Origin of the sequence: Streptomyces sp. Root431 (genome assembly GCF_001426585.1) — a bacterium.
In the GTDB taxonomy this organism is placed as follows: domain Bacteria; phylum Actinomycetota; class Actinomycetes; order Streptomycetales; family Streptomycetaceae; genus Streptomyces; species Streptomyces stackebrandtii.
Genome location: NZ_LMEI01000001.1, coordinates 335703 through 362373, shown reverse-complemented (window position 1 = coordinate 362373; position 26671 = coordinate 335703). Strand labels below are relative to the sequence as shown.

The 26671-nt window shown below is 71.9% G+C and carries 28 protein-coding genes; 16 read left to right on the top strand and 12 right to left on the bottom strand.

The annotated features are described in order from the left end of the window. The first annotated feature begins 77 nt into the window (after positions 1 to 77). The 7 genes from ASC82_RS01655 (at position 78) to ASC82_RS30510 (ending at position 7147) form a co-directional block, all read left to right on the top strand. Positions 78 to 965, top strand: a complete 888-nt coding sequence (locus ASC82_RS01655) for a helix-turn-helix transcriptional regulator (protein WP_056640346.1) — start codon at positions 78 to 80, stop codon at positions 963 to 965. A gap of 155 nt (positions 966 to 1120) precedes the next feature. Continuing rightward, the gene (locus tag ASC82_RS01650; RefSeq protein ID WP_024757707.1) at positions 1121 to 1483 is read left to right on the top strand and encodes a hypothetical protein; all 363 of its coding nucleotides are present in this window, start codon (positions 1121 to 1123) and stop codon (positions 1481 to 1483) included. Positions 1484 to 1682: 199 nt separating this feature from the next. Then, a complete protein-coding gene (locus ASC82_RS01645; protein ID WP_024757706.1) occupies positions 1683 to 2162 on the top strand; it encodes a hypothetical protein in 480 nt (159 codons plus the stop codon). A gap of 217 nt (positions 2163 to 2379) precedes the next feature. After that, positions 2380 to 3714 (top strand): hypothetical protein, encoded by a 1335-nt coding sequence (locus ASC82_RS01640; RefSeq protein WP_056640343.1) that lies wholly within the window; start codon positions 2380 to 2382, stop codon positions 3712 to 3714. Positions 3715 to 3780: 66 nt separating this feature from the next. After that, positions 3781 to 4752, top strand: coding sequence for a DUF916 domain-containing protein (locus ASC82_RS01635; protein WP_056640340.1), 972 nt, complete (start codon positions 3781 to 3783; stop codon positions 4750 to 4752). 71 nt (positions 4753 to 4823) lie between these two features. Next, complete coding sequence (gene era, locus ASC82_RS01630; RefSeq protein WP_024757703.1) at positions 4824 to 5765, top strand: GTPase Era; 942 nt, start codon at positions 4824 to 4826, stop codon at positions 5763 to 5765. Between the two features lie 38 nt (positions 5766 to 5803). After that, entirely contained in the window at positions 5804 to 7147 is a 1344-nt protein-coding gene (locus ASC82_RS30510) for a TerD family protein (protein ID WP_056640337.1), read from the top strand. Between the two features lie 43 nt (positions 7148 to 7190). On the opposite strand, the gene ASC82_RS01620 is transcribed toward ASC82_RS30510, so the two are convergent. Next, complete coding sequence (locus ASC82_RS01620) at positions 7191 to 7442, bottom strand: protealysin inhibitor emfourin (RefSeq protein ID WP_056640334.1); 252 nt, start codon at positions 7440 to 7442, stop codon at positions 7191 to 7193. A gap of 21 nt (positions 7443 to 7463) precedes the next feature. Beyond that, entirely contained in the window at positions 7464 to 8516 is a 1053-nt protein-coding gene (locus ASC82_RS01615; RefSeq protein ID WP_056640332.1) for a M4 family metallopeptidase, read from the bottom strand. Between the two features lie 296 nt (positions 8517 to 8812). On the opposite strand from ASC82_RS01615, the gene leuA reads away from it, so the two are divergent. The 3 genes from leuA to ASC82_RS01600 all read left to right on the top strand — a co-directional run bounded on the left by leuA (position 8813) and on the right by ASC82_RS01600 (position 13046). Continuing rightward, the gene (gene leuA, locus ASC82_RS01610; protein WP_056640329.1) at positions 8813 to 10576 is read left to right on the top strand and encodes a 2-isopropylmalate synthase; all 1764 of its coding nucleotides are present in this window, start codon (positions 8813 to 8815) and stop codon (positions 10574 to 10576) included. 248 nt (positions 10577 to 10824) lie between these two features. Next, positions 10825 to 12222 carry a choice-of-anchor A family protein gene (locus ASC82_RS01605; RefSeq protein WP_056640326.1) on the top strand — a complete coding sequence of 466 codons (1398 nt, stop codon included), beginning with the start codon at positions 10825 to 10827 and terminating at the stop codon, positions 12220 to 12222. Between the two features lie 131 nt (positions 12223 to 12353). Further along, entirely contained in the window at positions 12354 to 13046 is a 693-nt protein-coding gene (locus ASC82_RS01600; RefSeq protein WP_056640323.1) for a TerB family tellurite resistance protein, read from the top strand. A gap of 17 nt (positions 13047 to 13063) precedes the next feature. Here ASC82_RS01600 and ASC82_RS01595 read toward each other — a convergent pair whose 3' ends face one another. The 6 genes from ASC82_RS01595 to ASC82_RS01570 form a co-directional block, all read right to left on the bottom strand. Then, the gene (locus ASC82_RS01595) at positions 13064 to 14434 is read right to left on the bottom strand and encodes an FAD-binding oxidoreductase (RefSeq protein WP_056640320.1); all 1371 of its coding nucleotides are present in this window, start codon (positions 14432 to 14434) and stop codon (positions 13064 to 13066) included. Positions 14435 to 14747: 313 nt separating this feature from the next. After that, a complete protein-coding gene (locus tag ASC82_RS01590) occupies positions 14748 to 16478 on the bottom strand; it encodes a LuxR family transcriptional regulator (protein ID WP_056640316.1) in 1731 nt (576 codons plus the stop codon). A gap of 106 nt (positions 16479 to 16584) precedes the next feature. Then, on the bottom strand, positions 16585 to 17955 hold the full coding sequence (locus tag ASC82_RS01585) for an FAD-dependent oxidoreductase (protein ID WP_056640314.1): 1371 nt from the start codon (positions 17953 to 17955) through the stop codon (positions 16585 to 16587). A gap of 137 nt (positions 17956 to 18092) precedes the next feature. Continuing rightward, positions 18093 to 18926: a hypothetical protein gene (locus ASC82_RS01580; RefSeq protein ID WP_056640311.1), complete on the bottom strand. Its 834-nt coding sequence runs from the start codon at positions 18924 to 18926 to the stop codon at positions 18093 to 18095. Between the two features lie 87 nt (positions 18927 to 19013). Then, the gene (locus ASC82_RS01575) at positions 19014 to 19208 is read right to left on the bottom strand and encodes a DUF397 domain-containing protein (protein WP_056640309.1); all 195 of its coding nucleotides are present in this window, start codon (positions 19206 to 19208) and stop codon (positions 19014 to 19016) included. Further along, a complete protein-coding gene (locus tag ASC82_RS01570) occupies positions 19190 to 20023 on the bottom strand; it encodes a helix-turn-helix transcriptional regulator (RefSeq protein WP_056640306.1) in 834 nt (277 codons plus the stop codon). The genes ASC82_RS01575 and ASC82_RS01570 overlap by 19 nt, the downstream gene beginning before the upstream one ends. Before the next feature lie 132 nt (positions 20024 to 20155). Here ASC82_RS01570 and ASC82_RS01565 point away from each other — a divergent pair, with 132 nt between their 5' ends. Together ASC82_RS01565 and ASC82_RS01560 are read left to right on the top strand one after the other, a co-directional pair. Continuing rightward, positions 20156 to 20377, top strand: coding sequence for a hypothetical protein (locus ASC82_RS01565; RefSeq protein WP_056641424.1), 222 nt, complete (start codon positions 20156 to 20158; stop codon positions 20375 to 20377). Then, on the top strand, positions 20374 to 20589 hold the full coding sequence (locus ASC82_RS01560; RefSeq protein ID WP_055643552.1) for a hypothetical protein: 216 nt from the start codon (positions 20374 to 20376) through the stop codon (positions 20587 to 20589). Before ASC82_RS01565 ends, ASC82_RS01560 begins: the two co-directional genes overlap by 4 nt. A gap of 36 nt (positions 20590 to 20625) precedes the next feature. Here the strand turns inward: ASC82_RS01560 and ASC82_RS01555 are convergent, their stop codons facing one another. Beyond that, entirely contained in the window at positions 20626 to 21225 is a 600-nt protein-coding gene (locus tag ASC82_RS01555) for a maleylpyruvate isomerase family mycothiol-dependent enzyme (protein WP_056641423.1), read from the bottom strand. Positions 21226 to 21296: 71 nt separating this feature from the next. Here ASC82_RS01555 and ASC82_RS01550 point away from each other — a divergent pair, with 71 nt between their 5' ends. From ASC82_RS01550 to ASC82_RS01535, 4 genes are read left to right on the top strand one after another with little or no spacing between them, the layout of a single operon-like run. Next, positions 21297 to 22241, top strand: coding sequence for a LysR substrate-binding domain-containing protein (locus tag ASC82_RS01550; RefSeq protein WP_056640303.1), 945 nt, complete (start codon positions 21297 to 21299; stop codon positions 22239 to 22241). After that, on the top strand, positions 22238 to 22987 hold the full coding sequence (gene recO, locus ASC82_RS01545; protein WP_055643554.1) for a DNA repair protein RecO: 750 nt from the start codon (positions 22238 to 22240) through the stop codon (positions 22985 to 22987). The genes ASC82_RS01550 and recO overlap by 4 nt, the downstream gene beginning before the upstream one ends. Positions 22988 to 23000: 13 nt before the next feature. Then, entirely contained in the window at positions 23001 to 23825 is an 825-nt protein-coding gene (locus ASC82_RS01540; protein WP_056640300.1) for an isoprenyl transferase, read from the top strand. A gap of 20 nt (positions 23826 to 23845) precedes the next feature. Next, positions 23846 to 24370: a YcxB family protein gene (locus tag ASC82_RS01535; RefSeq protein WP_056640297.1), complete on the top strand. Its 525-nt coding sequence runs from the start codon at positions 23846 to 23848 to the stop codon at positions 24368 to 24370. 86 nt (positions 24371 to 24456) lie between these two features. Here the strand turns inward: ASC82_RS01535 and ASC82_RS01530 are convergent, their stop codons facing one another. From ASC82_RS01530 to ASC82_RS01520, 3 genes are all read right to left on the bottom strand, one after another. After that, a complete protein-coding gene (locus ASC82_RS01530) occupies positions 24457 to 24867 on the bottom strand; it encodes a transcriptional repressor (RefSeq protein WP_056640292.1) in 411 nt (136 codons plus the stop codon). A gap of 72 nt (positions 24868 to 24939) precedes the next feature. Continuing rightward, positions 24940 to 25845: a metal ABC transporter permease gene (locus tag ASC82_RS01525; RefSeq protein ID WP_056640289.1), complete on the bottom strand. Its 906-nt coding sequence runs from the start codon at positions 25843 to 25845 to the stop codon at positions 24940 to 24942. Between the two features lie 29 nt (positions 25846 to 25874). Beyond that, entirely contained in the window at positions 25875 to 26648 is a 774-nt protein-coding gene (locus ASC82_RS01520) for a metal ABC transporter ATP-binding protein (protein WP_056640287.1), read from the bottom strand. Positions 26649 to 26671 lie beyond the last annotated feature (23 nt).

Sequence of the window (26671 nt, the reverse complement as noted above, 5' to 3'; positions counted from 1 at the left end):
TTATCCTGTTGGTCGCACCACCAGGCACCACCAGGCACCACCAGGCACCACCACGCATCCAGGGGGAGGAAGCACACGTGGCCACCGCTCTTGAGAGCACCACCGCCAAGCAGCACCGCCTCGGCGAACTGCGCGAGTTCCTGATGAGCCGCCGCGCCCGGGTCAGCCCGGCCGAGGCGGGGCTCCCGGACGGCGGGGCGCGCCGCCGCACCCCGGGGCTGCGCCGCGAGGAGGTCGCGGTCCTCGCGGGCGTGGGGGTGTCCTGGTACCAGTGGCTGGAGCAGGGCCGCGACATCACGGTCTCGCCGCAGGTCCTGGACTCGGTGGCGCGCGTGCTGCGGCTGAGCCCGGCGGAGCGGCGCCATTTGTACGTCCTCGCGGCGCTCAACCCGCCGGCCCTGGAGGCCGCTCCGGAGGACCGGGACATGTGCCAGGGGCTGCGGCGGCTCATCGACACGTGGATGCCGTTCCCGGCGCACATCATGGACGTGTACTGGAACACGGTCATCTACAACGACGCGGCGGCGATCGTGCTCGGGATGCGTCCGGAGACCCCGCAGAACTGTCTCGTCACCTTCTTCACCGACCCGCTGTACCGCTCGCGGACGGTCCACTGGGAGGAGCTCGCGCCGCGGGTCGTCGCCCAGTTCCGCTCCGCCTGCTCGGAGTGCCCGGACGACGAGGGTTTCCGCGCGGTCGTCGAGGAGGCCAAGGAGCTGAGCCCGGAGTTCGCCGAGCTGTGGGAGCGACGGGACATCCTGCCGGGCGGCCAGAACCGCAAGGAGATGGAGCACCCGCTGGTCGGCACGCTGGTCGTCGAGGCCACGCAGCTCAGGGTCCCGGCCCGGCCGGACCTGGTCATCGTCATGCACACCCCGCTCCCGGAGGCCGACACGGCCGCGAAGCTGGAGTGGCTGGTCTCCCCGGAGGGCCGCCGCGGGGCGATGTACCCGGTCGCGGGCTGAGCCTTGCAGGCGGTGCGTGCGGTGAGACCGTGAGGTCGCGGGCTGAGACCTGTGGGCACGTGCGGTGAGCTCCGGGAGGTCGCGGGCTGAGACCCGTGCGGCCGTGGGATGAGACGGGGTCCGGCGGTTTCCGGGCCCCGACCTATGCTCGGGCCATGACACTCAGCAGCGAGCACGGCGACCTCGGCGCCGAGGACCTCAAGATCATCACCCTGGCGCGCAGCGCCCGCGCGCGCAACGGCGTGCCCGAGGGGGCGGCCGTACGGGACGAGACCGGGCGGACGTACGTGGCGGGGACCGTGGAGCTGGAGTCGCTCAAGCTGAGCGCGCTGCAGACCGCGGTGGCGATGGCGGTGGCCAGCGGAGCCCAGTCCCTGGAGGCGGCGGCCGTCGTCTCGACTTCCGAGGCCGCGTCGGCGGCGGACCGCGCGGCCGTACGGGACCTCGGCGGCCCGGAGACGCCCGTGCTGCTCGCCGGTCCGGACGGACAGCTGCGCGAGGCCGTGACGGCCGGCTGAGGGACGGGAACAGGACATCGAGGGCCCGGCGGCACGCCGGGCCCTTGCGCGTTTGTGAAGGATCACCGCATCTTCTCTTGCCTTCCCTGGCGGTCTGCGTCTCAATGAGCATCGGTTCGCCCGACGGACCGTCAGATATTCGCCATTCACGCAGTGTCCGCACCCCTGCGTTCGCCATCGGAAGGGGTTCGAACTCGCCATGAGAAGCAGAAGCACCTTAGGGACGGTCGCGGTACTCACCGGAGCGCTCGCCGCCGCCGGACTCGCCTTCGCCCCGACGGCCGGAGCCGTCTCGCCGGGGTCCGCGTCGGCGCAGTACGACTGCGGCAGCTGGGGCGGCGGCACCGCCAACATCACCGCGACCCAGAGCGGCACGGCCGCGACCATGACGATCAGCACGGCCGTCACGACGCCGATCTCGGTCGGCGCCGACCAGATCAACGCCACGCTGACGCTGGCCAAGGCGGGCGGCGGCACCCGGGTCTTCACCGGGAAGAAGAACCCGGCGGTCGGCGCCGGGCAGCCCGTCACCATCGGCCCCCTGAGCGGGACCGTGGCCTCGGGCGACAGCCTCAACTCGTACTTCGCGGGTGTCGCCCTGAAGATGGTGATCTTCGGGGTCACGGTGAACTGTGACGCCGTGACGTCGCAGTCGCCGGGCCCGTTCGTGTTCAGCTGACCCCTGCCCCACCCTGCTCCACCCCTGACCGGTGTCGCCGATGGCGGCACCGGTCTCCGACGTGTCCGACAGACGTGTCTGACCTGCGAAAACGCGACGATCTGCTGATCTTGACAGAAACTGATGGGTCATCAGTCGGTGGTTTTCGATTCCATTGACTTCTCTCGGCCCGCAGCCGTCAATGGCGCCCTCTCATCCCTCAGGAGGGGGCCCACACATGGCACTCAACCGATCCAGGGCGGCGACCCGAAGACGGCGCTGGACCGCCGTCCTCGGCGCCGGCGCCCTCGCGGTCGCCGCAGGCGGCGCCATCGCCGCTCCGGCCCACGCGACCGCCGGCTCCACCCCGGTGGAATTCCAGACCCGCTGCGTCCCGCCGCCGATCGCCGGCATCCCGCCCATCACGGGCACCACGACCGCCGACATCACGGTCGACAAAGCCGCGCCCAAGGTCGGCGACACGGTGACGGTGACCTACACGATCACCAAGCCCGCCGCGTCGAACCCCGTCGACCTCGCGCTCCCGGCCGACATCATGACCCCGAGCGGCAAGATCGTCCTCGGCGGTGCCCAGACCGGCGCGGTCACCGTCACGGGACCCAAGAAGAACCCGCCCATCCCGGCCAAGGGCTCCTTCCCGGCCTTCTCCATGACCGGCACCTTCACGGTCACCCAGGCCGGATCGATCACCCTCTCGCCGGGCGACTACAACATCCACACCAGCTACATCATGGAGCTGGACACCCCCTGTACGGTGCTCAACCCGCCCGCCCCGGTCTCCGAGACGGTCGTCGCGAGCCCCGTGACCAGCCCCAACACCCGGACGCTCCAGCTCGACAGCGCCTCGGGTGACCCCGGGGTCCGGGTGACCGTCACCGGCGCCAAGTTCACCCCGCTCGCCGAGGTCACGGTCGTCGGCCGGGCCGGCGGGGCGGAGACCGCCGACAAGATGACCGTCACGACCGACAGCGAGGGCGGGTTCACCGCGCGCCTGAAGGTCAACGACGCGGCGACCACCGGTGTCGTGGCCTACGAGGGCGCGGCCTGGGATCCCGAGAAGGGCGCGGGACCCGCGGCGTACAAGGTCGTCGTGCCGAACCCGCCGAACAGCCAGACGATCACCGCGGCCGTCACGGCGGGCGAGCTCTCCATGAGTCAGGCGGGGGACGCCGTCGAGCTGACCTCGGTCGACTTCGGGCAGGGCGGCGCGGCCACCGGCGACCTGAAGACGGTGACGGTCAAGGACTTCCGCGGCGGCCCCGCGGGCTGGTCCCTGACCGGCAAGGTCACCGACTTCACCGGCCCCGGCGGCGCGATCGGCGCCGGGAACCTCAGCTGGACCCCTGCCTGCACCGCCAAGGCCGGCAGCCCCAGCACCTGCGCGGCCGGCTCGGCCGGTCCCGTCGGCAGCGGTGGCGCGACCCTCGCCTCCACGCCGAACGGCACCCTCACGGGCGGCGAGTTCACCGTCGACGCCAAGCTCTCCCTCGACGTCCCGGCGTTCACCGCGCCCGGTTCGTACGCGGGCGTGCTGACGCTGACCCTGTCCTGACCACCCGGCGGGCCGGCCGGGCGACCCCCGGCCGGCCCGCTCCGCACCCGGGGGTTTCCGCGAACCGTGCGCAGCAAGCTGTACGTACTCCTCCTGAGCGCGCTCCTCGTGCTCCTCGGCGCCGCGCCGCAGGCCGCCGCCGCCGAGAACGGCGAGTGGGCCGTCTACCCGGCCGCCGCCAAGCTCGGCAGCCGCCCGTACTTCTACCTCTCCGTCGACCCCGGCACCTCGCTCACCGACCGGGTCACCGTCACCAACAAGACCGCCGCCCCGCTCACCTTCCGGCTGTACGGCGCCGACGCCTACAACACCGACCGGGACGGCGGCTTCGCCGTCCGCACGCAGCAGGAGAAGCAGACCGGCGCCGGTGCCTGGATCAAGCCGCAGCGGACCCGGGTCACCGTCCCGGCGCGCTCCGCCGTCACCGTCCCGTACACGCTGACCGTCCCCGCCGACGCCGACCCCGGCGACCACCCGGGCGCCCTCGTCGCCCTCGACGAGCGGATCAGCCCGAGCGGGCAGGGCTCCGTCGCCATGGGCGTCCAGCGCGCGGTCGGCGCCCGCGTCTACCTCCGGGTCAACGGGCCGACCGTCCCCGCCCTCGCCGTCGAGGACATCACCCTCACCCAGGACCGGCCGCTCGTCCCCGGCGCCGGCGGGAGCAGCGCCGTCGTCTCGTACACCCTCCACAACCGGGGCAACGTCACCCTCAACCCCAAGGTCGCCCTCAAGGCGGAGGGCCTCTTCGGCCGCACCCTCCTCGCCCGCGACCTGGGCGGAGTCCCGTCCGAGCTGCTACCCCGCCAGAAGATCCGGCTCACCGAGCGGTGGAGCGGCTCCCCGCAGTTCGACTGGGGCGACGTGACGCTCACGGCCAGCGCGAAGGGCGTGAAGGAGACCGGGACGGTGTCCTTCCTCGCCCTGCCCTGGCTCGCCGCCGGCATCCTCCTCGTCGCGGTTCCGACCGGTTTCCTCGGCCTGCGGATGCGCCGCCGCCGGGCCCTGAGCGGGTCCGGGACGGTCCCGGGCGAGGCCTGAGGGGCCGCGGAGCGAGGCCCGGGGACGTCCTGGGTACGTGAGGCGGGCGCTCATCGGGGACAATGGCCCCCATGAGCGCTCGCAACCAAGAAACCGAAGCCGTCCACCGGGCCGGCTTCGCCTGCTTCGTCGGCCGCCCCAACGCGGGCAAGTCCACCCTCACGAACGCTCTGGTCGGCCAGAAGGTGGCCATCACCTCGAACCGGCCGCAGACCACCCGGCACACCGTCCGCGGCATCGTGCACCGCCCGGACGCGCAGCTGATCCTGGTCGACACCCCCGGCCTCCACAAGCCGCGCACCCTCCTGGGCGAGCGGCTCAACGACGTCGTGCGCACCACCTGGGCCGAGGTCGACGTGATCGGCTTCTGCCTGCCCGCCGACCAGAAGCTCGGCCCCGGCGACAAGTTCATCGTCAAGGAACTCGCCGCGATCAAGAAGACCCCCAAGGTCGCGATCATCACCAAGACCGACCTGGTCGACTCCAAGACGCTCGCCGAGCAGCTCATCGCCGTCGACCAGCTCGGCAAGGAGCTGGGCTTCGAGTGGCAGCAGATCGTCCCGGTCTCGGCCGTCGGCGACAAGCAGGTCCAGCTCGTCGCGGACCTGCTCGTCCCGTTGCTCCCGGAGTCCCCGCCGCTCTACCCGGAGGGCGACCTCACGGACGAGCCGGAGCAGGTCATGGTCGCGGAGCTGATCCGCGAGGCCGCGCTCGAAGGCGTACGGGACGAGCTGCCGCACTCGATCGCGGTGGTCGTCGAGGAGATGATCCCGCGGGAGAACCGCCCGGCGGACCGGCCGCTGCTCGACATCCACGCCAACGTGTACATCGAGCGCCCCAGCCAGAAGGGCATCATCATCGGCCCGAAGGGCAGCCGCCTCAAGGAGGTCGGCATGAAGTCCCGCAAGCACATCGAGGCGCTCCTGGGCACTCCGGTCTTCCTCGACCTGCACGTGAAGGTCGCGAAGGACTGGCAGCGCGACCCGAAGCAGCTGAGGAAGCTCGGCTTCTAGTCCGTCGACATCCCCCGGGCACGTGCCAGCATGACGCGGTGACGCAGATCATCAAGGGGGGAAATCTGCCGGTCCCCGGGCAGGTTTGGCGGGTCGCGGTCGTCCGGCAGGCGGCCGGAGACGGGGTCCCGGAGGTCGATGCCTCGGCGCTGCTCCTGGACGCCGAGGGCCGGGTCAGGGGCGACGGCGACCTCGTCTTCTACAACCAGCCCGCACACGCGTCCGGCGCGGTGCGCCTGCTGGAGCAGGTGCGGGACGGGGAGCGGCGGGTCGCCGACTGGCTGGAGATCGACACCGCGCTCGTCGAGCCCGGTGTCCAGCGCATCGCCATCACCGCCTCCAGCGAGGACGGGACGTTCGGCCGGGTGCCCGGACTCCACATACGGACGATCAGCGCCGGCACGGGTGAGCAGCTGGCACTGTACGAGGTCGACGACGCGAGCACCGAGACGGCGTTCGTCCTCGGCGAGTTCTACCGGCGCGAGGGGGCGTGGAAGTTCCGCGCCGTGGGCCAGGGGTGGGACTCCGGCCTCGTCGGCCTCGCCGAGGACTTCGGCATCGTGGGCAGGGACCCGGAGGCCGAGGCCGAGGTCGCCCCCGACGACGAGCCCGTGCACGACGACGAGCCCGCCTCCTCCGGCGCCTCCCCGGAGGCCATCCCCGAAGAGCTCCTCTCCAAGGTCCGGGAGGCCGAGGCCGCGGCCGGGGCCGCCTCCGTACGGGCAACGCCGCGAGTCCCCGTACAGCGACCCCCGCAGACCGGTCCGCAGTCGGACGCGGAGCTCTTCGGGCAGGACTTTCCGGAGTTCGTCCGCAGCGGCGAGGGCAAGGCCGACATCACGGTCGACGTGCCGATCCCGGCCGGTTACGTCGTCGTCGAATCGACCCGGAGGGGGGACGGCTACTTCGCCGTGCACAGCATCGACGGGAAGGGCGACAGCGACGCTCTGCTCGCGAACACGGTGATGAAGGACCAGGGGGCCCGTCGGGTCCTGCGGTACGACGGCAAGGCCCCGCTCCGCCTGCGCGTGAGTGCCTACGGCGAGCCGTGGACGATCGCCGTCCGCCCGGTGAGCACCGTGGAGATCCTCGACGGCACCGCCGAGGGGCGGGGCTCCGACGTGCTGCTGTACACGGGCCCGGCCGGCCTGCTCTCCTCCCGGCTTCGCACGAGGCTCGGCTTCGAGTGGTTCAACGTGCACGGCTACGAGCCGGACGGCCGGGATCACCTGCTCGCCAACGAGGCGAGCAGGTTTCCCCGGGAGACGCGTCCCCTGCCCGAGGGACCCCTGCTCGTGCAGCTCGTCAGCGCCGACGGGGACTGGACCCTGAAGGTTCGGCCGCCGAAGGAGAACAGATTCTGGCGGCGCGCCTCCCGCTAGTACCTGCCGGTACCGACGAGTGCCTGTCGGTACCGACGAGTACCTACGCGCCTTCCTTGAGGACCCTCGTGATGAGGGTCCTCTGGGCGGCCGTGAGGTCGGGGTCGCAGCAGCGGATCGTCACGCCGTCGATCGCGATCTCGTACAGGAAGCCGTCCGGGACGCCCCGGCGCTCGTCGCTGCCTCCGGCGAGGACCTCCCGCGCCAGGGACCGCAGGTCCGGGTCGGCGGTGTCCACCTCCGCCGACCGCTCGATGCCCGCGAAACCGCCCGTGCGCCGCACTCGAATCCGCATGGAACCTGTGTACCAGCAGGGTCAGTCGGTCGGCACGCCCACGGCCGCCCAGGCCTTCAGGACGGCCTGGATCTCCTCCCCGTCGCCGTACCGCGCCTTCGCCGCCGCCACGGTGGCCGCCGCGAACTCGGAGAAGCGGGTCTCGGGGGCCAGCGTCCCGCCGGTCATCACGTCGTACCAGATCTGCCCGGGCCGCTCCCAGGCCTTCCCGCCGAGCTCGGTCGCCACCAGGTAGAAGGCGTGGTTGGGGATGCCCGAGTTGATGTGCACCCCGCCGTTGTCCCGGCTCGTGCGGACGTAGTCGTCCATGTGGCCGGGCTGCGGGTCCTTGCCGAGGACGTCGTCGTCGTACGCGGTGCCCGGGGCCTTCATCGAGCGCAGGGCCGTGCCCTGCACGTTCGGGTGGAAGAGCCCCTCGCCGATGAGCCAGTCGGCCTGATCGGCGCCCTGCCCGAGCGCGTACTGCTTCACGAGGGAGCCGAAGACGTCCGACACGGACTCGTTGAGGGCGCCCGACTGGCTGAAGTACTCCAGGTTCGCCGTGTACTGCGTGAAGCCGTGCGCGAGCTCGTGGCCGATGACGTCCACGGGCAGCGTGAAGTCGAGGAAGATCTCGTCGTCACCGTCGCCGAAGACCATCTGCTCGCCGTTCCAGAAGGCGTTGCCGTAGTTCTCGTCGTAGTGGACGGAGGCGAGCAGCGGGAGCCCGGCGCCGTCGATCGAGTCCCGGCCGAAGGCCTTCAGGAAGAGGTCGAAGGTGGCGCCGAGGCCCGCGTAGGCGCGGTTGACGGTGGAGTCGCCGGTCGCGTCCTCGCCCTCGGCGCGGACCCGCACGCCCGGCAGCTCGGTCCCGCGCTCGCAGTCGTACACCGTGCGGTGCGGGCGGCCGACGTCGGCGGGGGCGAGCGTGGGCGCGCTGCCGGGCAGCGGCAGCACCCGGCTCGTACGGGCCGAGGCGTCCGCGATGAGGGTGCGGCGGGCGGCGGCGGCGACGGCCGGGTTCGAGGAGCGCGCCAGGTGCTCCAGGAGGTGCGGCGGGACGATCGAGCAGAAGACCGGCGTGTGGGGATTCATCCCTGCAATGTGGCACTGCGTGATGCCACTGTCACGGGATGGGACGAGGATTGGCGAAATGGAGTGATGCGTCACTGATCGGCCTTGACGTACGACGCGTCCCGCATACTGAAACGGGACGTCCGCCTCCGGGCTCCCTGAGCTAGGCTGCGGCACATCATGCGTTTCGGGCTGCTTCTCCTTAGCTGCCGCGGCGAGGGCCTGTAGTCGTAGGCCGACCCCCTCCCCGCGGGACCTGGTGTTGCGTTCGACAGTCGGCCGTCCTTCTTGATGCTGGACCCGAGGAGCCCAACGCAATGAGCCAGTCCCCCTTCGTCAGCCGCCCCACGCCCGTCACCAACGCGACGCAGCTGCAGAAGCCGTCCGGGATGCCGATCCACAAGTACGGCCGCTACGAGGCCGTGGAGATCCCCGATCGCACCTGGCCCGAGCAGCGCATCACCAAGGCGCCCCGCTGGCTGTCGACCGACCTGCGCGACGGCAACCAGGCCCTGATCGACCCGATGTCCCCGGCCCGCAAGCGCGAGATGTTCGACCTGCTGGTCCGCATGGGCTACAAGGAGATCGAGGTCGGCTTCCCGTCCTCCGGCGAGACCGACTTCGCGTTCGTGCGCTCCATCATCGAAGAGGGCGCGATCCCGGACGACGTCACCATCTCCGTACTGACCCAGGCCCGCGAGGACCTGATCGAGCGGACCGTGGAGTCCCTGGTCGGCGCCAAGCGCGCCACCGTCCACCTGTACAACGCCACCGCGCCCACCTTCCGCCGGGTCGTCTTCCGCGGCTCGAAGGAGCAGATCAAGCAGATCGCCGTGGACGGCACCCGCCTGGTCATGGAGTACGCGGAGAAGCTGCTCGACGAGCGCACCACCTTCGGCTACCAGTACAGCCCGGAGATCTTCACCGATACCGAGCTGGACTTCGCCCTGGAGGTCTGCGAGGCCGTCTGTGACGTCTGGCAGCCGGGCCCGGGCCGCGAGATCATCCTGAACCTGCCCGCCACCGTGGAGCGTTCGACGCCGTCCACGCACGCGGACCGGTTCGAGTGGATGTCCCGGAACCTGACCCGCCGCGAGCACGTCTGCCTGTCGGTCCACCCGCACAACGACCGCGGTACGGCCGTGGCCGCCGCCGAGCTGGCCATCATGGCCGGCGCCGACCGCATCGAGGGCTGCCTGTTCGGCCAGGGCGAGCGCACCGGCAACGTCGACCTGGTCACCCTGGGCATGAACCTGTTCAGCCAGGGCGTCGACCCGCAGATCGACTTCTCGCAGATCGACGAGATCCGCCGCACGAGCGAGTACTGCAACCAGATGGAGGTCCACCCGCGCCACCCCTACGCGGGCGACCTGGTCTACACCGCCTTCTCCGGCTCCCACCAGGACGCCATCAAGAAGGGCTTCGACGCGATGGAGGCCGACGCGGCCGCCAAGGGCGTCACCGTGGACGACATCGAGTGGGCCGTGCCGTACCTGCCGATCGACCCGAAGGACGTCGGCCGCTCCTACGAGGCCGTCATCCGGGTCAACTCGCAGTCCGGCAAGGGCGGCATCGCGTACGTCCTGAAGAACGACCACAAGCTGGACCTGCCCCGCCGGATGCAGATCGAGTTCTCGAAGATCATCCAGCAGAAGACCGACAGCGAGGGCGGCGAGGTCACGCCGGCCGCGATCTGGGCCGTCTTCCAGGACGAGTACCTGCCCAACCCGGACAACGCCTGGGGACGGATCCAGCTGCGCTCGGGCCAGACGACCTCCGACACCGACGGCACGGACACGCTGACCGTCGAGGCGGTCGTGGACGGCGTCGACACCGTCCTGACGGGCTCCGGCAACGGCCCGATCTCGGCCTTCTTCGCCGCACTGCAGTCGATCGGCGTGGACGCCCGCCTGCTGGACTACCAGGAGCACACGATGAGCGAGGGAGCCTCCGCGCAGGCCGCCTCGTACATCGAGTGCGCCATCGACGGTCAGGTCCTGTGGGGCATCGGCATCGACGCCAACACGACCCGCGCCTCGCTGAAGGCGGTCATCTCGGCGGTCAACCGCTCCGCCCGATGACCCGCTGAGCCGCTGACGCGCTCCACGGCCGCTGCCCCGCACCCTTCCTCCCGGAGGGTGCGGGGCAGCTCTGTTTGTGAGCTGCATCACGGTTTCAGGTTCGCTTAAGGAAGATCATCCCGCCATGTCGGAATCGGCGTCATATCAGGTGAGTTGACGGCACATCGGGGAATGGCGGAAGGTCGGCTCGTCCCTTCGGACACACCCCCCACGCGCCCCCTTCGCACCTCCCTGACCTGGAGTTTCGTATGCGCACGACTGCTGCAGTGGCCGCTGTCCTCGCGGTGACCGGCACCGCCCTCGTCTGGGCCCCCGCCGCCTCCGCCACCCCCGCCACGTCGTGCGCGGCGCATCCCCTCGGCACCGCCGGCCTCTACGCCGAGTTCGTCGAGAAGGACTCCGTCCGCCACTCCGACTCCGAGGGCGCGGTCGCGGTCGGCGGCGACGCCACCTTCGGCGACCCGAAGCAGCCCTCGGGCTTCTCGATCGGCCACAAGCTCACCGGCGCCGACCTCGCGAAGCTGCCCGGCGGACACAGCCTCGTCGTCGGCGGCACGCTGTACGCGAACCAGGTCGTCCTGGACAACGGCACGGGCATAGCCGGCAAGGTCGTCGACCGCTCCACCCCGGGTCAGGGCTTCGGCGTCGACGGCGACAGGGTCGCGGAGGGCGGCTCCCCGACCTCCCCGATCGACTTCGCCGAGGAGTTCGCGGGCCTGCGCGCGCTCTCCACCGGCTGGGCGGCCACCACGCCCAACGGCACGGTCGCCGGCGACCAGGGCGCCCAGGGCCTCTTCCTCACCGGTACGGACGCGAAGCTCAACGTCTTCGCGGTGGACGCCGCCGACCTGGAGAAGGCCCGGGCGATCACCCTCAAGGTCCCGGCCGGCTCCTCCACCCTCGTGAACGTCCTCGGCGACTCGTACGACATGAACAAGTCCGCCACCTACGGCGTCTACTACCAGGGCGCGGACGGCACGGCCCCGGTCATCGACGACTACATCCTGGCGAGCGACGAGTTCCGCCGGATCCGCTCCAAGCTGCTGTGGAACTTCCCGCAGGCCGAGAGCGTGAAGAAGAACTACACCTCTTGGCCGGGCACGATCCTCGCGCCGAACGCCAAGGTCGAGATGGGCGGCGAGAACGTCGGCCCCGGCCACGTCAACGGCTCCGTCATCGCCGAGTCCCTGACGACGGTCCCCGGCGCCGAGACCCACCAGATGAACTTCTCCGGCTGCCTCCCGAAGGAGACGACGCCGGGCCCGGTCGTCACCCCGGAGCCGCCGACGCCGACCGAGACGGCCGTCCCCACCCCGCCCGCGACCCCCGAGCCCACCCCCAGCGAGGGCGGCGCGACGCCCACGACCCCGGAGACCCCGGGCGCCTCCGAGACGCCCGGCTCCTCCGCGTCCCCGTCGACCCCGGCCGGCACCCCCGAGGCCTCGGAGACCCCGGCCGCCCCGGAGACCCCCGGCGAGGCCACCACCGCCCCGGCCTCGACCCCGGCGCCGTCCGCCACCCCGGAGGGTGATCTCGCCACGACCGGTTCGGCCATCGGACCCGGCACGATCGGTGCCGCTGCGGCCGCCGTCCTCGTCGGCGGAGGCTTCCTGGCCTTCGCAAAGCGCCGCCGCCGCGCCTCCTGAGGCCGCGCGGACGGTGTCGTGTCTCGGCCATCTCCACGGCGATCTGCTGACGGGGTGCTGACGCCACATCAAGGATGTGGCTAACATCACGCCAACGCCGGCAGTGCAGCCGGGCCGTTGAGGAGGTGCGTGTGCGGTCTGCCCGGAATTCACGTGGTGGGAAAGTGGGCGTCTGCGGAATCCGCACCTCCTGGAACACGGTCGGAGACGGCGAGTTCTTCTGCGAGGAGTGCGGCGGCGACCGGAACTACCGGCGCCGCACCGGCCGCCGCAGGTTCGCCGTCCTGGGCGTCCCGGTCCTGCCCCGGGGCTGTACGGGCCCCGTCGTCGAGTGCGCGGCCTGTCACACGCACTTCGGTACGGAGGTCCTCGACCGTCCGACGACGAGCCGCTTCTCGGCGATGCTGCGGGACGGCGTGCACACCGTCGCCCTGGCCGTCCTCGCCGCCGGCGGCACCGACTCCCGCGCGGTCCTCGACCGGGCGGTGAGCGCGGTCCGGTCCGCCGGCTTCGCCGAGTGCACGGCCGTCCAGCTCGTCGACCTGGTCGAGGCCCTGGAGGCCGACACCGGCCGCTTCATGCCCGAGGTGAACCCCGAGGGCAGCCTCCTCGCGATCGAGCTCCACGAGGCCCTGGAGCCGCTCACCCCGCACCTGGCGCCCGCCGGGCGGGAGTCGATCCTGCTCCAGGCCGCCAGGATCGCCCTCGCCGACGGCGTCTACAGCCCGACCGAGATGGAGGTTCTCGGGACCGTCGGGAACGCGCTCGCGCTGGCTCCCGACGACACCGTCCGCCTCCTCACCTCGGCGCGGACGGTGTCGTAGCGGCTCTCGTCAGGACCTCAGGGCGCGATGTTCTGGTTGAGCCGGAACACGTTCTCGGGGTCGTACCGCCGCTTGACCGTCCGCAGCCGGTCGAAGTTCTGCCGGTAGTTGACCCGCACCCGGTCCTGGTCGTCGGTGTCCATGAAGTTCACGTACCCGCCCTCCTCGGTGTGCGGCCGCAGCGCCTTGTCGTAGGCGCGGGTCCAGGCGATGTTGGCCTCCGAGTCCGCCGGGTCGGTCCAGGAGCCGCCGAAGGAGTGCGAGAAGACGGCGTCGCGGTAGGCGAACGCGGTGTCCTCCGGGCCCATGCGGTGGCAGGCGCCGTCGATCGGGAAGATCGCCGTGTCCGATTCGAGGGACGGCATCGTGGCGCCGTACTCCATGTGGGCCGCGATCGCGCCGTCCGTCAGTTCGCGGCTGAAGTTGCCCTTCCAGTAGTGGTAGAGCCCGGGCGGCAGCTGTTCGTCGAAGAGGGTGTTGGTCACCGGGTACGGCATGCGCTCCATGAAACGGCCGATGACCGGGCCGAGTCCGTCCAGGCGGGCGAGGACCTTCTCGTCGTCCGCCGCCGGGCCGCTGAAGCAGGTGAACACGGCGCAGATCGGGCGCCCGTGCCAGCGTTCGGGGAGGAACGGTTCCTCCGGGCCGAGCGCGAGGACCAGGATCGCGTTCAGTTCCCAGGGCGCCACCGTGATCATCTCCTGCCAGGCGCGCGCCACCTCCCCGTCGAGCGGATAGCAGGTCAGGCCGCCGAAGACGTCCGACACCGGGTGCAGCCGGTACGCGAGCGAGACGGCGACCCCGAAGTTTCCGCCGCCGCCGCGCAGCGCCCAGAACAGGTCCGGATGCCGCTCGGCGTCGCAGGAGACGAGCGTGCCCTCGGCGGTCACGACGTCCGCCGCGATCAGGTTGTCGCAGCTCAGCCCGCACCGGCGGGACAGGTGGCCCATGCCGCCGCCGAGCGTCAGACCGCCGATGCCGGTCGTGGAGATCACCCCGCCGGTGGTGGCGAGCCCGAAGGCGTGGGTGGCGTGGTTGAAGTCGCCCCAGGTGGCGCCGCCCTCGGCCCGGGCCGTACGGGCCTCCGGGTCGACCCGGACGCCCCGCATCCGGGACAGGTCGACGACGAGGCCGTCGTCCACGGTGCCGAACCCGGCGACCGAGTGGGAACCGCCGCGCACGGCGAGCGGGAGGGCGTGCTCCCGGGCGTACAGCACCGCCGCCATGACGTCACCGGCGTCCACGGCGTGGACGACGACGGCCGGCCGGCGGTCGTGCAGGGCGTTGTAGACCCGGCGGGACGCGTCGTACGACGGGTCGCCGCGGGTCACGACGGTGCCGCGCACGGCACCGCGGAGCGTGTCCAGGGGGTTGGTCGTGGTGGTCATGCTTCCGGTGTAGCCCGGGGGAGAGGGGCGGGGCATCGCCCGAACGGCCCATCCGGGGCGAGGACGGGCATGGGCGGTTCGGACCATGCCGCGACGGCGGCCGGGGTCGGGGGCTCGCGCGGCGGGGTGGAGTCGGAGGCCGGTCGGGCGGCCCGACCGGGGGCGGGACGGGGCGGGCGGGGCCGGGTCGTGTCCCTTCCGGCCGGGCCGGGCCGGGTCGGGCCGGGGTCGGGCCGGGGCCGGGTCGGGGTCGGGGTGGGGCGGGCGGAGCCGGGTCGTGGCCCGCCGGGCCGGGGCCGGGGTGGGGCGGGCGTCAGAGCAGGTCGTGGGCGTACGCGTAGGCCGTCGCGGCCGAGCGGGAGCCGACACCGAGCTTGGCGAAGATGTTGTTCAGGTGCCGGGAGACCGTGTGCTCGCTGATCACGAGGGCGTGGGCGATGTCCTTGTTCGTCCCGCCCCCGGCGACCAGCCGCAGGACCTCCGCCTCGCGGGCGGTCAGCCCGCCCGGCAGCCGCCGCCGCTTCCCGCCGGAAAGCAGCGCCGCCGCGCGCCGGGCGTCCGGTACGGCCCCGAGCCGCTCGAACACCGCCCGCGCGGCCGCCAGCTCCAGCCGGGCCGCCTCCTCGTCGCCCGCCGTCCGGTCCGCCGCCGCGAGCAGCATCCGCACCTGCGCGGCCTCGTACGGGACGCGGAGCGCCAGCCACCCGGCGAGCGCCTGCCGCAGCAGCCGCAGCGCGGGGCCGGGGCGGGCCTCGGCGAGGGCGACGGAGCCCAGGGCCGTGTCGGCCGTCGCCCGGAGCAGCGGTACGTCCCCGGCCAGCGCGTCCAGCTCCACCGCGGCCCGGGAGGCGCCCGGCACGTCCCGGACGGCGAGGGCCACCTCCGTACGGGCGGCGAGCAGCCGGGCCCGGCCCAGGAGGTCGTGGCGCGGGTCGCTCTGGCAGGCCAGGGCGAGGTCGACGCCCGCGACGGCCGCGTCCGCCCTGCCCTGCGCGAGGCGCAGCAGCGCCAGTCCCGGCTGCGGGATCCGGCCCAGCTCATGGGCGTGCGCGTACGACACGGCGGCCTCGTCGAGGCGGCCCTGCCGCCGCTGGACGTCCCCGGCGGCGTAGAACGCGGCGGCGGCCGACTCCAGACAGTCCACCGGCACCTCCCGGCACGCCTGCCGCGCCTCCTCCTCGGCGAGGGCCCAGGCGCCGAGGAGGTCGAGGACCTCGACGCGGTGGGCCCGGCAGACGCCCCGGAAGGGGTTCTCGTCGGCGAGGGAGGTGGTGGCGAGGGTCTCGGCCTCCCGCCCCGGCTCCGCCGGGCGGCCGGTCCACGGGGGCGCGCACCACTCCATCGCCGCGTTCGTCCACTCCACGGCCCGCCCGAAGTCCGCCGCCTCCATGCACTGGGTGAGGGCCAGGCAGTACAGCCAGCCCGTGAACATGCTGCTCAGCTCGCCCGCGGTGACCGCGCACATCGCGTCGTCGAGGAGGGCGAGGGCCTCGGCCCTGCGGCCGTTCGCGAGGAGGACGGCGGACTCGGCCTGGCGGCCGAGGGCGACCAGGTCGGGGCTGGCGGAGCGGACGGCGAGGCGGGTCATGCGGCGGGCCGCGGCGAGGGCGGCGGCCCCGTCGCCGTGCTGCTCGGCCTCCTCGGCGTCCGTCCAGGCGAGGAAGCACTGCTCGGGGCAGGGCGGCAGGTCCTCCAGGTGGTGCCGGGCGCGGTGGAGCCAGCCGGCCGCTGCGGCGGGCCGCCCGAGGCTCGCGTACTCGTAGTGCAGCCACCAGGCGGCGAGCCCGGCGCCCCGGTGGTCACCGGCCGCGAGGAAGGCGGCGTGCGAGCGGAGGCGGGCGGTGACGGACTCGTCGGTGCGCCCCGACCACCAGGCGGCGTCGGCGAGCACGGACAGGTCGTCGGCGGTCAGACCGCGGGAGGGGTGCAGGTCGTGGGCGTGGAGCAGCGCGTACGCCTCGGCCCAGGACTCCCGGTCGGCCGCGTCCCGGGCGCGCTCGACCGCGTCGGTCGGATGAGCGGTGTGCAGCGTGGGTGCGGACATGGCCTCGCCCCTTCCCGGTCCTTTCAGGGTAGGACCGGGAAGGGGCGAGGGCGCCCGCGAGCAGGTGTGACTATGTGACTACCGGTACGTGGCTACCGGTAGGTGACTACTGGATGGCGCCGCTCGCGCGCAGCATGTCCTCGCGCTCGACGATCTTCACGCGCTCGCGGCCCTGCGGCTCGCCCAGCGCCTTCTCGGCGGCGTCCAGGGCGTACCAGCCCTCCCACGTCGTGTAGGTGATGCCCTTCTCCTCCAGGAAGGACACGACCGCGTCCGTCTCCGGGGTGTCGGGCGTCAGCAGGCGGCCGTTCGCGAAGTCGTCGAGGAGGTTCGCGACGGTCTCGTTGGCGTCGCCCTTGGTGTGGCCGATGAGGCCGACGGGGCCGCGCCGGATCCAGCCGGTGCAGTACGTGGAGGCCATGTGCTCGCCGGTCTCCTCGATGACCCGGCCGCCCTGGTCCGGGACGGTGCCGGTCGTGGTGTCCCAGGGGAGCTTGGGCAGCTCGTCGGAGAGGTAGCCGACGGCGCGGTAGACGGCGGAGACGTCCCAGTCGGTGGTGGCGCCGGTGCCCTTGACGTTGCCGGTGCCGTCGAGCTCGGTGCGCTCGGTGCGGAGACCGACGACCTTGCCGTCCTCGCCGAGGATCTCGACGGGCGACTCGAAGAAGTGCAGGAAGAGCTTGTGCGGGCGGTCGCCGACGTCGCGGATCGCCCAGTTCTCCAGGGTCTTGGCGACCATGTCGGTCTGCTTGTTCTTGCGCCGCTCGGCGATCGAGCCCTCGTCGTAGTCGATGTCCTCGGGGTTGACGATGACTTCGATCGTGGGGGAGTGGTCCAGCTCGCGCAGCTCCATGGGGCTGAACTTGGCCTGGGCCGGGCCGCGACGGCCGAAGACGTGGATCTCGACGGCCTTGTTGACCTTGAGCCCGTCGTAGACGTTCGCCGGGATCTCGGTCGGCAGCAGCTCGTCGGCGGTCTTGGCGAGGATGCGGGCGATGTCGAGCGCCACGTTGCCGACGCCGAGGACGGCGACCTTCTCGGCCTCCAGCGGCCAGGTGCGCGGGACGTCCGGGTGGCCGTCGTACCAGGAGGCGAAGTCGGCGGCGCCGTACGAACCGTCGAGCTCGACGCCAGGGATGCGGAGCTCGCGGTCGGCCATGGCGCCGGTCGAGAAGACCACGGCGTCGTAGAAGGAGCGCAGGTCGTCGAGGTGGACGTCCGTGCCGTAGTCGACGTTGCCGAAGAGGCGGACCTGCGGCTTGTCGAGGACCTGGTGGAGGGCGTTCACGATGCCCTTGATCCGCGGGTGGTCGGGGGCGACGCCGTAGCGGATGAGGCCGAAGGGGGCCGGCATCCGCTCGAAGAGATCGATGGACACGCCCGGTTCGGCGGCGGCCTCGGACTTCAGCAGCGCATCGGCGGCGTAGATTCCGGCGGGGCCGGCGCCGACGATCGCGACCCGGAGGGGGCGGGGCATGACGGGATTCCCTTCGCAAACGACGTGGCGGCGAGGCCGCCGACACTTAGGTCACCCTAAATAACAACACACGCGGAGTGGTACCCGGGCCCGGTCTATGGACTCATAAGTCGAACTTATGACTTCCATAAGTATGGCTAGGCGGGTTCCAGGAGGCCGACCGTGCCGAGGAGTACGCCGACGGTCAACGCGATCAGGGAGGCGAAGACGGCGAGCCCGAGACCGGCGAAGAACAGCCCGCCGCAGAGCTCCACGCGCCGCGAGAACGCCCGCCTCGGGAGGACCACGTTCCCCGGGTCCTGGGGGTCGTAGCTGACCTTGACGGCCATACCGCCCGGCCAGGTGAACACGTTGCGGATCATGCCCGCGGGGTCCACGTACAGATACTGCCCCGGCCTCTCCGGGACCTCCGCGGCGAAGGCCGTGATGCCGTGCCGCATCAGGCGCCACTCGCGGTGCCAGTCGGTCAGGGCGATGACGCCGACGACGGAGGACGCCGCCGCGACGAGGCCCGCCGGCGTGTAGATGAGGATGCCGATCGGCTGTCCGGCGACCGCGACGAGCACGCACAGGAGCACGAGCAGGCCGAGCGTGGCGGCCGCCCACCGCTTGATCAGCCGCGCCTTCCTCTCCCGCCTGGTCACGGGCCGGTCGCGCGTCTCGACGAGCGCGGTCCCGTCGGCCGTCGTGTCCCGCCCGGCCGTTTCGGGCAGCGCGGCGTTCACGGCCGCGGCGAACATGACGGCCGCCGCCTCGCTCACCCCGTCGACCCGGTGCGCGTACGAGGTCGCTCCGGCCGGCGCCGTCAGCTCGACCGTGAGAGACCGCCCCTCGGTACGGACCTGCGCGATCGCGGCCAAGGGGATGCGCACCTCGTCGTGACGGCGGCTCAGGAGCAGCGCGTCGCCCTCGTATTGGAGGGTCGTCTTCGCCCTGCCCTGGACGACGGGTATGGAAGGCGTGATCGACATGGCGCGATCGTAGGGGCGCGCCGACGGCCCGTGAAGCCGCTCAGCCCTTCAGGGCCGTGACGGCCACGAGGGGCAAGCGGGCGGTCGTCATCCCGCGATGCCGGCGACGAACACGGACCAGGCGGCGGCGGGCACGATCAGGACGGGGCCGTCCTGGACCTTGCTGTCCCGGACGGGGACGACGCCGGGGACGTCGTCGAGGACCTCGACGCAGTTGCCGCCGTCGCCGTTGCTGTAGGAGCTCTTGCGCCAGTGGGCGTTGTTCAGGTCGTACGCGCGCATCGTCTGTAGTCCTCCGCCGCCGACTCGATCAGATCCAGGGATGCCTCTGGCGACAAGGTGGCGACCCTGAGCAGATCGTAGGCGCGCTGTGCCTGCTTCACCACCGCCGGATCGTCGAGAAGCGTCCCCGTAAACGCGGTCTCTGTATAGGCCGTTGGCGGCTGATCCTCGAACTCCATCAATCGGAGCGAGCCCTCCATGACGGAGTGGGCGCCGACCGTCCGGGGGATCACGGTCACCAGGACCCATCGCTCACGAATCAGCGCTGCGATGTGCTCCAGCGTCGCGGCCATCACCGCCGGGCCACCCACGGGGATGAGCAAGGCGTTCTCGTGCAGAACGACCCAGTACTCAGGCCTTGTGGTGTCCTTCAGGATCGCGGCCCTGTCGATCCGCGAGGTGACCTTCTCCTCGATGAACTCTTCCGTGGCGAACGGGTGCGTCGCCACCGTCACCGCTCGTGCGTACTCCGGCGTCTGGAGCAGCCCGGGCACCACCACCGGCGCGAACTCGCAGATCTTCGTCGCCACTGCCTCCAGCTCCGCCACCGCGTGGAAATAAGACGCATACGGCGACTTGTTGATGAGCTTGCGCCACGTTCGTTCGAAAATACCGCCGGTTTGTAGGACCTCGTCGATTCTCTTCGCCACATCCAACTGCGGCTTTCGAATTCCCTGCTCGAACAGTCCGATGTATCCGCCGGACACGAACACCCGTGCGCCCAGCTCGCTCTGCGAGAGCCCCGCCGCCTCGCGGCGGTCCTTCAGGAGCTCGCCGAAGAACTCCCACGCTTCGTCCTGCTTGCCCTTGGCCATGGATTAACTCCCCAACCCTACGCCGCAGTTGTACGACCTGCGCATCTGCCGATTCTACGGATCCCGACCCACCCTGGAGAGGCGAAGCAGGAAATGGATTCAGAAAGGCATACGTTGGTGAAGGAAGACATCATGAAGACGACCACGGGGGCACTCGAAGCCGCTCAAGAGGCAGTGACGGAATTGCGCGAGGCGCTCGCGAGGGCGGGAATCACTCTCCCCTCGCTGGGGCTCGACGTCGTCACCCTCGCCGCCGACCCCCCGAGGCCGCTCGTCGAATTGGGATGCTGCACGGCGGAAACGGCACGGCTGATCGCCGCCGCCCTACTGCCAGGGGAGGAGAGTCGTACATGACACTGCCCATCGGGTCGTACGTGGTGGAGATCCGCACCGGGCGGGTCGGGAGAGTGATGGGGCACGAGGGGCCCTACGTCCAGATCCGGCCGCTCGGTGGCGGGCGTGAGTGGGACGTGGAGCCCGAGGGCGTGCGCGAGGCGACCTCGTCGGAGAGGTTGAGCGCCGCCACGGCCCACGTCAACGCCCGGAGCCGGGGCGAGGTGCCCTGAAACCGTCCGCGTCTCCTCCGGCCGGGGCGGTGTCGGTCACTCCGGCCGGGGGAGCGTGCGTCCGTACGTGAGCAGGAGGAGTTCCTGGGCGGGGCGGCTCACCGTCCGAGCGCCTGTCCCGTACGACCAGTCCAGGTCGGTGGCCCGCAGCGTGACGCCTTCGAGGTCCGCCTTGAAGAAGCGGAGGGTTCGAGGGGTGACGGTGCCCAGCAGGATCCGCAGGCGCTGCTCGGGGACCTGCCGTCCGAGGCCGAGCGGGACGGTGATGTCCAGGCCGTGGACGACGTCGTGGCCGAGGGCCGAGGCCAGGCCGCCGACCGGCGGCTTCCAGGGGTGATCGGCGTTGTCCCGCAGGGCTGCGGCGAGCTCGCGAGGTGAGAGGGCGGTGGCGTCGCGGCGCGCGGCCCGGTCGGTCATCCGGTGCAGGTTGCCGCCCGCGCGGAGGAGCTCCAGCGCCGTCCTGCCGAACGAGTACCGGAAGCCCATGCTCATGTGGCCGGCGGTCTCCCGCACGCGCCAGCCGCCGCAGAGCGTCGGCGCGTCCCACTGCGCGTCGGTCAGTCCGTCCAGGATGTCCGCCAGTTCGCGCCGCTCGGCCGCGAGCTCGGTCCGTATCTCCGCTGCCGTGGTCTCCATGATCACCAGCGTGCCGAGGCGCCGGCCAGAAGTCCAAGAGCGAGTTCTTCTCCTCACTAGAATTCCTGGTTATGGAGCTCCGTCAGCTGCACTACTTCCTCGCCGTCGTCGAGGAGGCCAACTTCACCCGCGCCGCCGCCCGCCTCCACCTCGCGCAGCCGGGGGTGAGCGCCCAGATCCGGCAGCTGGAGCGGGAGCTCGGGCAGCCGCTGCTCGACCGCTCCGGCCGGACCGTGACCCCGACCGCCGTCGGCGAGGCGGTCCTCCCCTTCGCGCGGGCGGCGCTCGCGGCCGTCGAGGGGGTGCGGCGCACCGTGGACGAGTTCACCGGGCTCGTCCGGGGGCAGGTCACCGTCGGGCTCGTGTCCGGTGCCGCCGCCGACGAGTTCGACGTCGCCGCCGTCCTGGCCGACTTCCACGACGACCACCCGCAGGTCGAGATCTCCCTCACCGAGGACACGTCGGAGCGGATGCTCGCCGCCCTGCGCGGGGGAGAGCTCGACCTCGCCGTGATCGGCCTCGCCGACGACGAGCCCCCGCAGGGCGTCGGCCTCCAGGTCCTCGTCGACGTGCCCCTGGTCGCCGCCATGGCCCCGGACGACCCGCTGCTCACCGCCCCCGGCGGCCGTACGGGGCTCCCGCTGGCCGCGCTCGCCGGCCGCCCCCTGATCAGCCTCCCGCGCGGCACCGGTCTGCGCGGAGTCCTGGAGCGCGCCTGTACGGAGGCGGGCTTCCGGCCCCGGGTCGCCTTCGAGGCCGCCGCCCCGCAGGTCCTGGCGCAGCTCGCCGCCCGAGGCCTCGGCGTCGCCGTCCTCCCGGAGCTGCCCGCCGGGGCGGCGGCCGGGCTGGGACTCCGTACCCTCCCCCTCACCGAACCGGACCTCCGGGGCCGGGTCGCCCTCGCCTGGCCGGCGGACGGTCCCGCCGCCCCGGCGGCCGGCGCGCTCCTCGCCCGGATGCGGAAAGCCTTCCCGGCGGTCGGAGCGCCCGCGCCGTACGGGAGAATGGGCCCATGAGTCTGTTCCGCGACGACGGCATCGTGCTGCGCACCCAGAAGCTGGGTGAAGCGGACCGCATCATCACGATCCTCACGCGCGGTCACGGGCGCGTGCGCGCCGTCGCGCGCGGGGTGCGGCGGACGAAGTCGAAGTTCGGGGCGCGGCTCGAACCGTTCTCGCACGTGGACGTGCAGTTCTTCGCCCGGGGGAGTGAGCTGGTCGGACGCGGGCTGCCGCTCTGCACGCAGAGCGAGACGATCGCCGCGTACGGCGGCGGGATCGTCACCGACTACGCCCGGTACACCGCCGGCACGGCCATGCTGGAGACGGCGGAACGGTTCACCGACCACGAGGGCGAACCCGCCGTGCAGCAGTACCTGCTGCTGGTCGGGGGTCTGCGGACGCTCGCCAGGGGCGAGCACGCGCCCCACCTCATCCTCGACGCCTTCCTCCTCCGCTCGCTCGCCGTGAACGGCTACGCGCCCAGCTTCGACGACTGTGCGAAATGCGGACTCCACGGACCGAACCGGTTCTTTTCGGTCGGGGCGGGTGGGGTCATATGCGGCGACTGCCGGGTGCCCGGAAGCGTCGTACCCTCTGCGGAGGCCATCGGCCTGCTCAGCGCGCTGCTCACCGGCGACTGGGCGACGGCGGACGCGTGCGAGCCGCGTCACGTCAGGGAGGGCAGCGGGCTCGTGTCCGCCTATCTGCACTGGCACCTGGAGCGCGGCCTGCGCTCCCTGCGGTACGTAGAGAAAAGCTAGGAGAGACCACGCCATGGCCATCGCACGACTGCTCGGGCGCCAGCGCCGGGAGTACAGCACCCCCGAGCCGCACCCGTCCGGTGCCCGCCCGCCGAAGCTCCAGCCCGAGTTCGTCCCGGAGCACGTCGCGATCGTCATGGACGGCAACGGCCGCTGGGCCAAGGAGCGCGGCCTGCCCCGCACCGAGGGCCACAAGGTCGGCGCCGAGCAGGTCCTCGACGTCCTCCAGGGCGCCATCGAGATGGGCGTCGGAGCGATCTCCCTCTACGCCTTCTCCACCGAGAACTGGAAGCGCTCGCCCGAAGAGGTGCGCTTCCTCATGAACTTCAACCGCGACTTCATCCGCAAGACCCGCGACCAGCTCGACGCGCTCGGCATCCGGGTCCGGTGGGTCGGCCGGATGCCCAAGCTGTGGAAGTCGGTGGCCAAGGAGCTCCAGGTCGCGCAGGAGCAGACCAAGGACAACACCAAGCTCACGCTCTACTTCTGCATGAACTACGGCGGTCGCGCGGAGCTCACGGACGCGGCGCAGGCGCTCGCGGAGGACGTGAAGGCGGGCAGGCTCGACCCGGCGAAGATCACCGAGAAGACCATCCAGAAGTACCTGTACTACCCGGACATGCCGGACGTGGACCTCTTCCTGCGGCCCAGCGGCGAGCAGCGCACCTCCAACTACCTGATCTGGCAGAGCGCGTACGCCGAGATGGTCTTCCAGGACGTGCTGTGGCCCGACTTCGACCGCCGCGACCTGTGGCGCGCCTGCGTCGAGTACGCGTCCCGCGACCGCCGCTTCGGCGGCGTCGACCCGGCCGACATGGCCGTCCTCGACAAGGCCTGACGGGAACCGGGGGGGGGTCCGTGGAGACGAACGAGCGGATCGAGCTGGCCTATCCGGCCGAGTTCAAGGACGTGCACGAGGCGGTACGGGTCCGCCTGCGGGCCACCTCGTGGTGGAAGCTGCTGCGGTGGGCGGCGTGGGGTGCGAGCGTGCTCGCCCTGCTGGTCACGATCCTGAGCCTGCTGCCGCCCTCGCCCGAACCGGGGGAGGCCGTCCCGCTGGTGGCCCTCTGCATCGTGGCCGTGGGCTGCGCGGAGTCGCTGCCCTGGCTGACGGCCTGGAGCCTCTTCCGGCTGATCGGGGCGCAGGGCGACGCCACGGCCGTCGTCGACGACGACGGGGGGCGGTGGACCTCCCGGGACACCGAGGCGACGATCCGCTGGGCCATGCTGCCCCGCTACGTCGAGACGCCCCGGCTCTTCGTCCTGCTCACCGCCAAGCAGTCCGGCACCGGCTTCGCCTACCTGCCCAAGAGCGGTCTCGCGGACCCCGCCGACGCGGACCGGCTGCGGGCGGTCCTCGACCGGAACAGCAGCAGGGTCTGACACGGCTCTGACACGACTCAGACACGACGAGCGGGCCCGTACCGATATCCCTTCGGTACGGGCCCGCTCTCGTATGCGTCCAGGCGCTACTTCTGCGCGCACTCCGCGCAGGTGCCGAAGATCTCGACCGTGTGCGCCACGTTCACGAAGCCGTGCTCCGAGGCGATCGTCTCGGCCCACTGCTCCACCATCGGGCCCTCCACCTCCACGGCCTTGCCGCAGACGCGGCAGACCAGATGGTGGTGGTGGTCGCCGGTCGAGCAGCGGCGGTAGACGGTCTCGCCGTCGCTCGTGCGCAGCGCGTCGACCTCGCCCGCGTCCGCGAGGGACTGGAGCGTGCGGTAGACGGTGGTGAGGCCGACCGAGTCGCCGCGGTGCTTGAGCATGTCGTGCAGCTCCTGGGCGCTGCGGAACTCGTCCACCTCGTTCAGCGCCGCCGACACGGCGGCCCGCTGCTTGGTCGAGCGGCCTCGTACGGGGGGTCCTGCCGTCACCACGGGGGCCTCCTTGAATGCTTGTCTGCCCCCGCCATTCTGCCAGTCCCCCGTGTCCCCGCGGTCAGCCGCGCATCAGACCTTCACGTCGTCCGTCGGACGGCGCGTGGCCGGGAGCGGGGCACCGCAGCCATCCGTGCCCGCGTCGGCCTCCGCCTCGGTCGCCCGGGCCCGCCGCTTGGCGAGCGGGGTGGCGAGGAGCGTCAGGAGGACGAAGACGCCGATCGCGTACAGGACGATCGTCGCGCCGGGCGGGACGTCCTGGTAGTACGAGGTGGCCGTGCCCGCCAGGGTGACCGTGATGCCGGTCGCCACCGCGAGGACGAAGGTCGTGCGGAACGACTTCGACAGCTGCTGGGCCGCCGCCACGGGCACCACCATCAGCGCGCTGACCAGGAGCAGGCCGACGACCCGCATGGCGACCGTGACCGTCACCGCGGCCGTGACCGCGATCAGCAGGTTCAGGGCGCGCACCGGCAGGCCGGTGACCCGGGCGAACTCCTCGTCCTGGCTGACCGCGAAGAGCTGGCGGCGCAGGCCGACCGTGACCAGGACCACGAAGGCCGCGAGGATCGCGATCGCGGTGATGTCCTCGGACGAGACCGTGGACAGCGAGCCGAAGAGGTACGAGCTGAGGTTGGCGTTGGAGCCGGTCGGCGACAGGTTGATCAGCAGGACGCCGCCGGCCATGCCGCCGTAGAAGAGCAGGGCGAGCGCCAGGTCGCCGCGGGTCTTCCCGTACGCCCGGATCAGCTCCATGGCGACCGAGCCGACGACGGCGACGATCGTCGCCATCCAGACCGGGCTGGAGTTCAGCAGGAATCCGAGGCCGACACCGGTCATCGCGACGTGGCCGATGCCGTCGCCCATCAGCGCCTGGCGGCGCTGGACGAGGTAGATGCCGACGGCGGGCGCGGTGATGCCGACGAGCACGGCCGCGAGGAGCGCGCGCTGCATGAAGGCGAGATCGAGCATTTCCATGATCAGGTCGATTCCTCAGGTCGGCTGTCTCAGGTCAGCAGACCCGTACGGAGCGGCTCACCGGCCGCGTGCGGATGGACGTGGTCGTGGCCGGGGAGCGCGTGCTGGCCGACGGCCTCCGGCGGCGGGCCGTCGTGGACGACACAGCCCTCGCGGAGCACCACCGCGCGGTCGATCAGCGGCTCCAGCGGGCCCAGCTCGTGCAGGACGAGGAGGACCGACGTGCCGCCCGCGACCTGCTCGCGCAGGGTCGCGGCGAGGATCTCCTGGCTCGCGAGGTCCACGCCGGCCATCGGCTCGTCCATGATCAGCAGCTCGGGCTCGGAGGCGAGCGCGCGGGCGATCAGCACGCGCTGGTGCTGGCCGCCGGAGAGCGCGGAGACGGAGTCCTTGGCCCGGTCGGTCAGACCGACCAGGTCGATGGCCGCCTCGACGGCGGCCTTGTCGGCCTTCGTCAGCCAGCCGAAGCGGCGGCGGGAGAGCCGGCCGGAGGAGACGACCTCGCGGATGGTGGCGGGGACGCCGCTCGCCGCGGTCGTGCGCTGCGGTACGTAGCCGACGCGGGCCCAGTCGCGGAACCGCTTCTGCTCCGTGCCGAACAGCTCGATCCGGCCGCCGGTCAGCGGCACCTGGCCGATGACGGAGCGGACGGCCGTCGACTTGCCCGAGCCGTTGGCGCCGAGCAGGGCGACGACCTCACCGCGGTGCACGGTGAGGTCGACGCCCCGGAGGACGGGCCGGGCGCCGAGGGTCGCCGTGGCACCGCGGACGGAGATGACGGGGTCCTGGTCCAGCGCTGCCATGGCACGTGCCTCCTGCTGTGTCG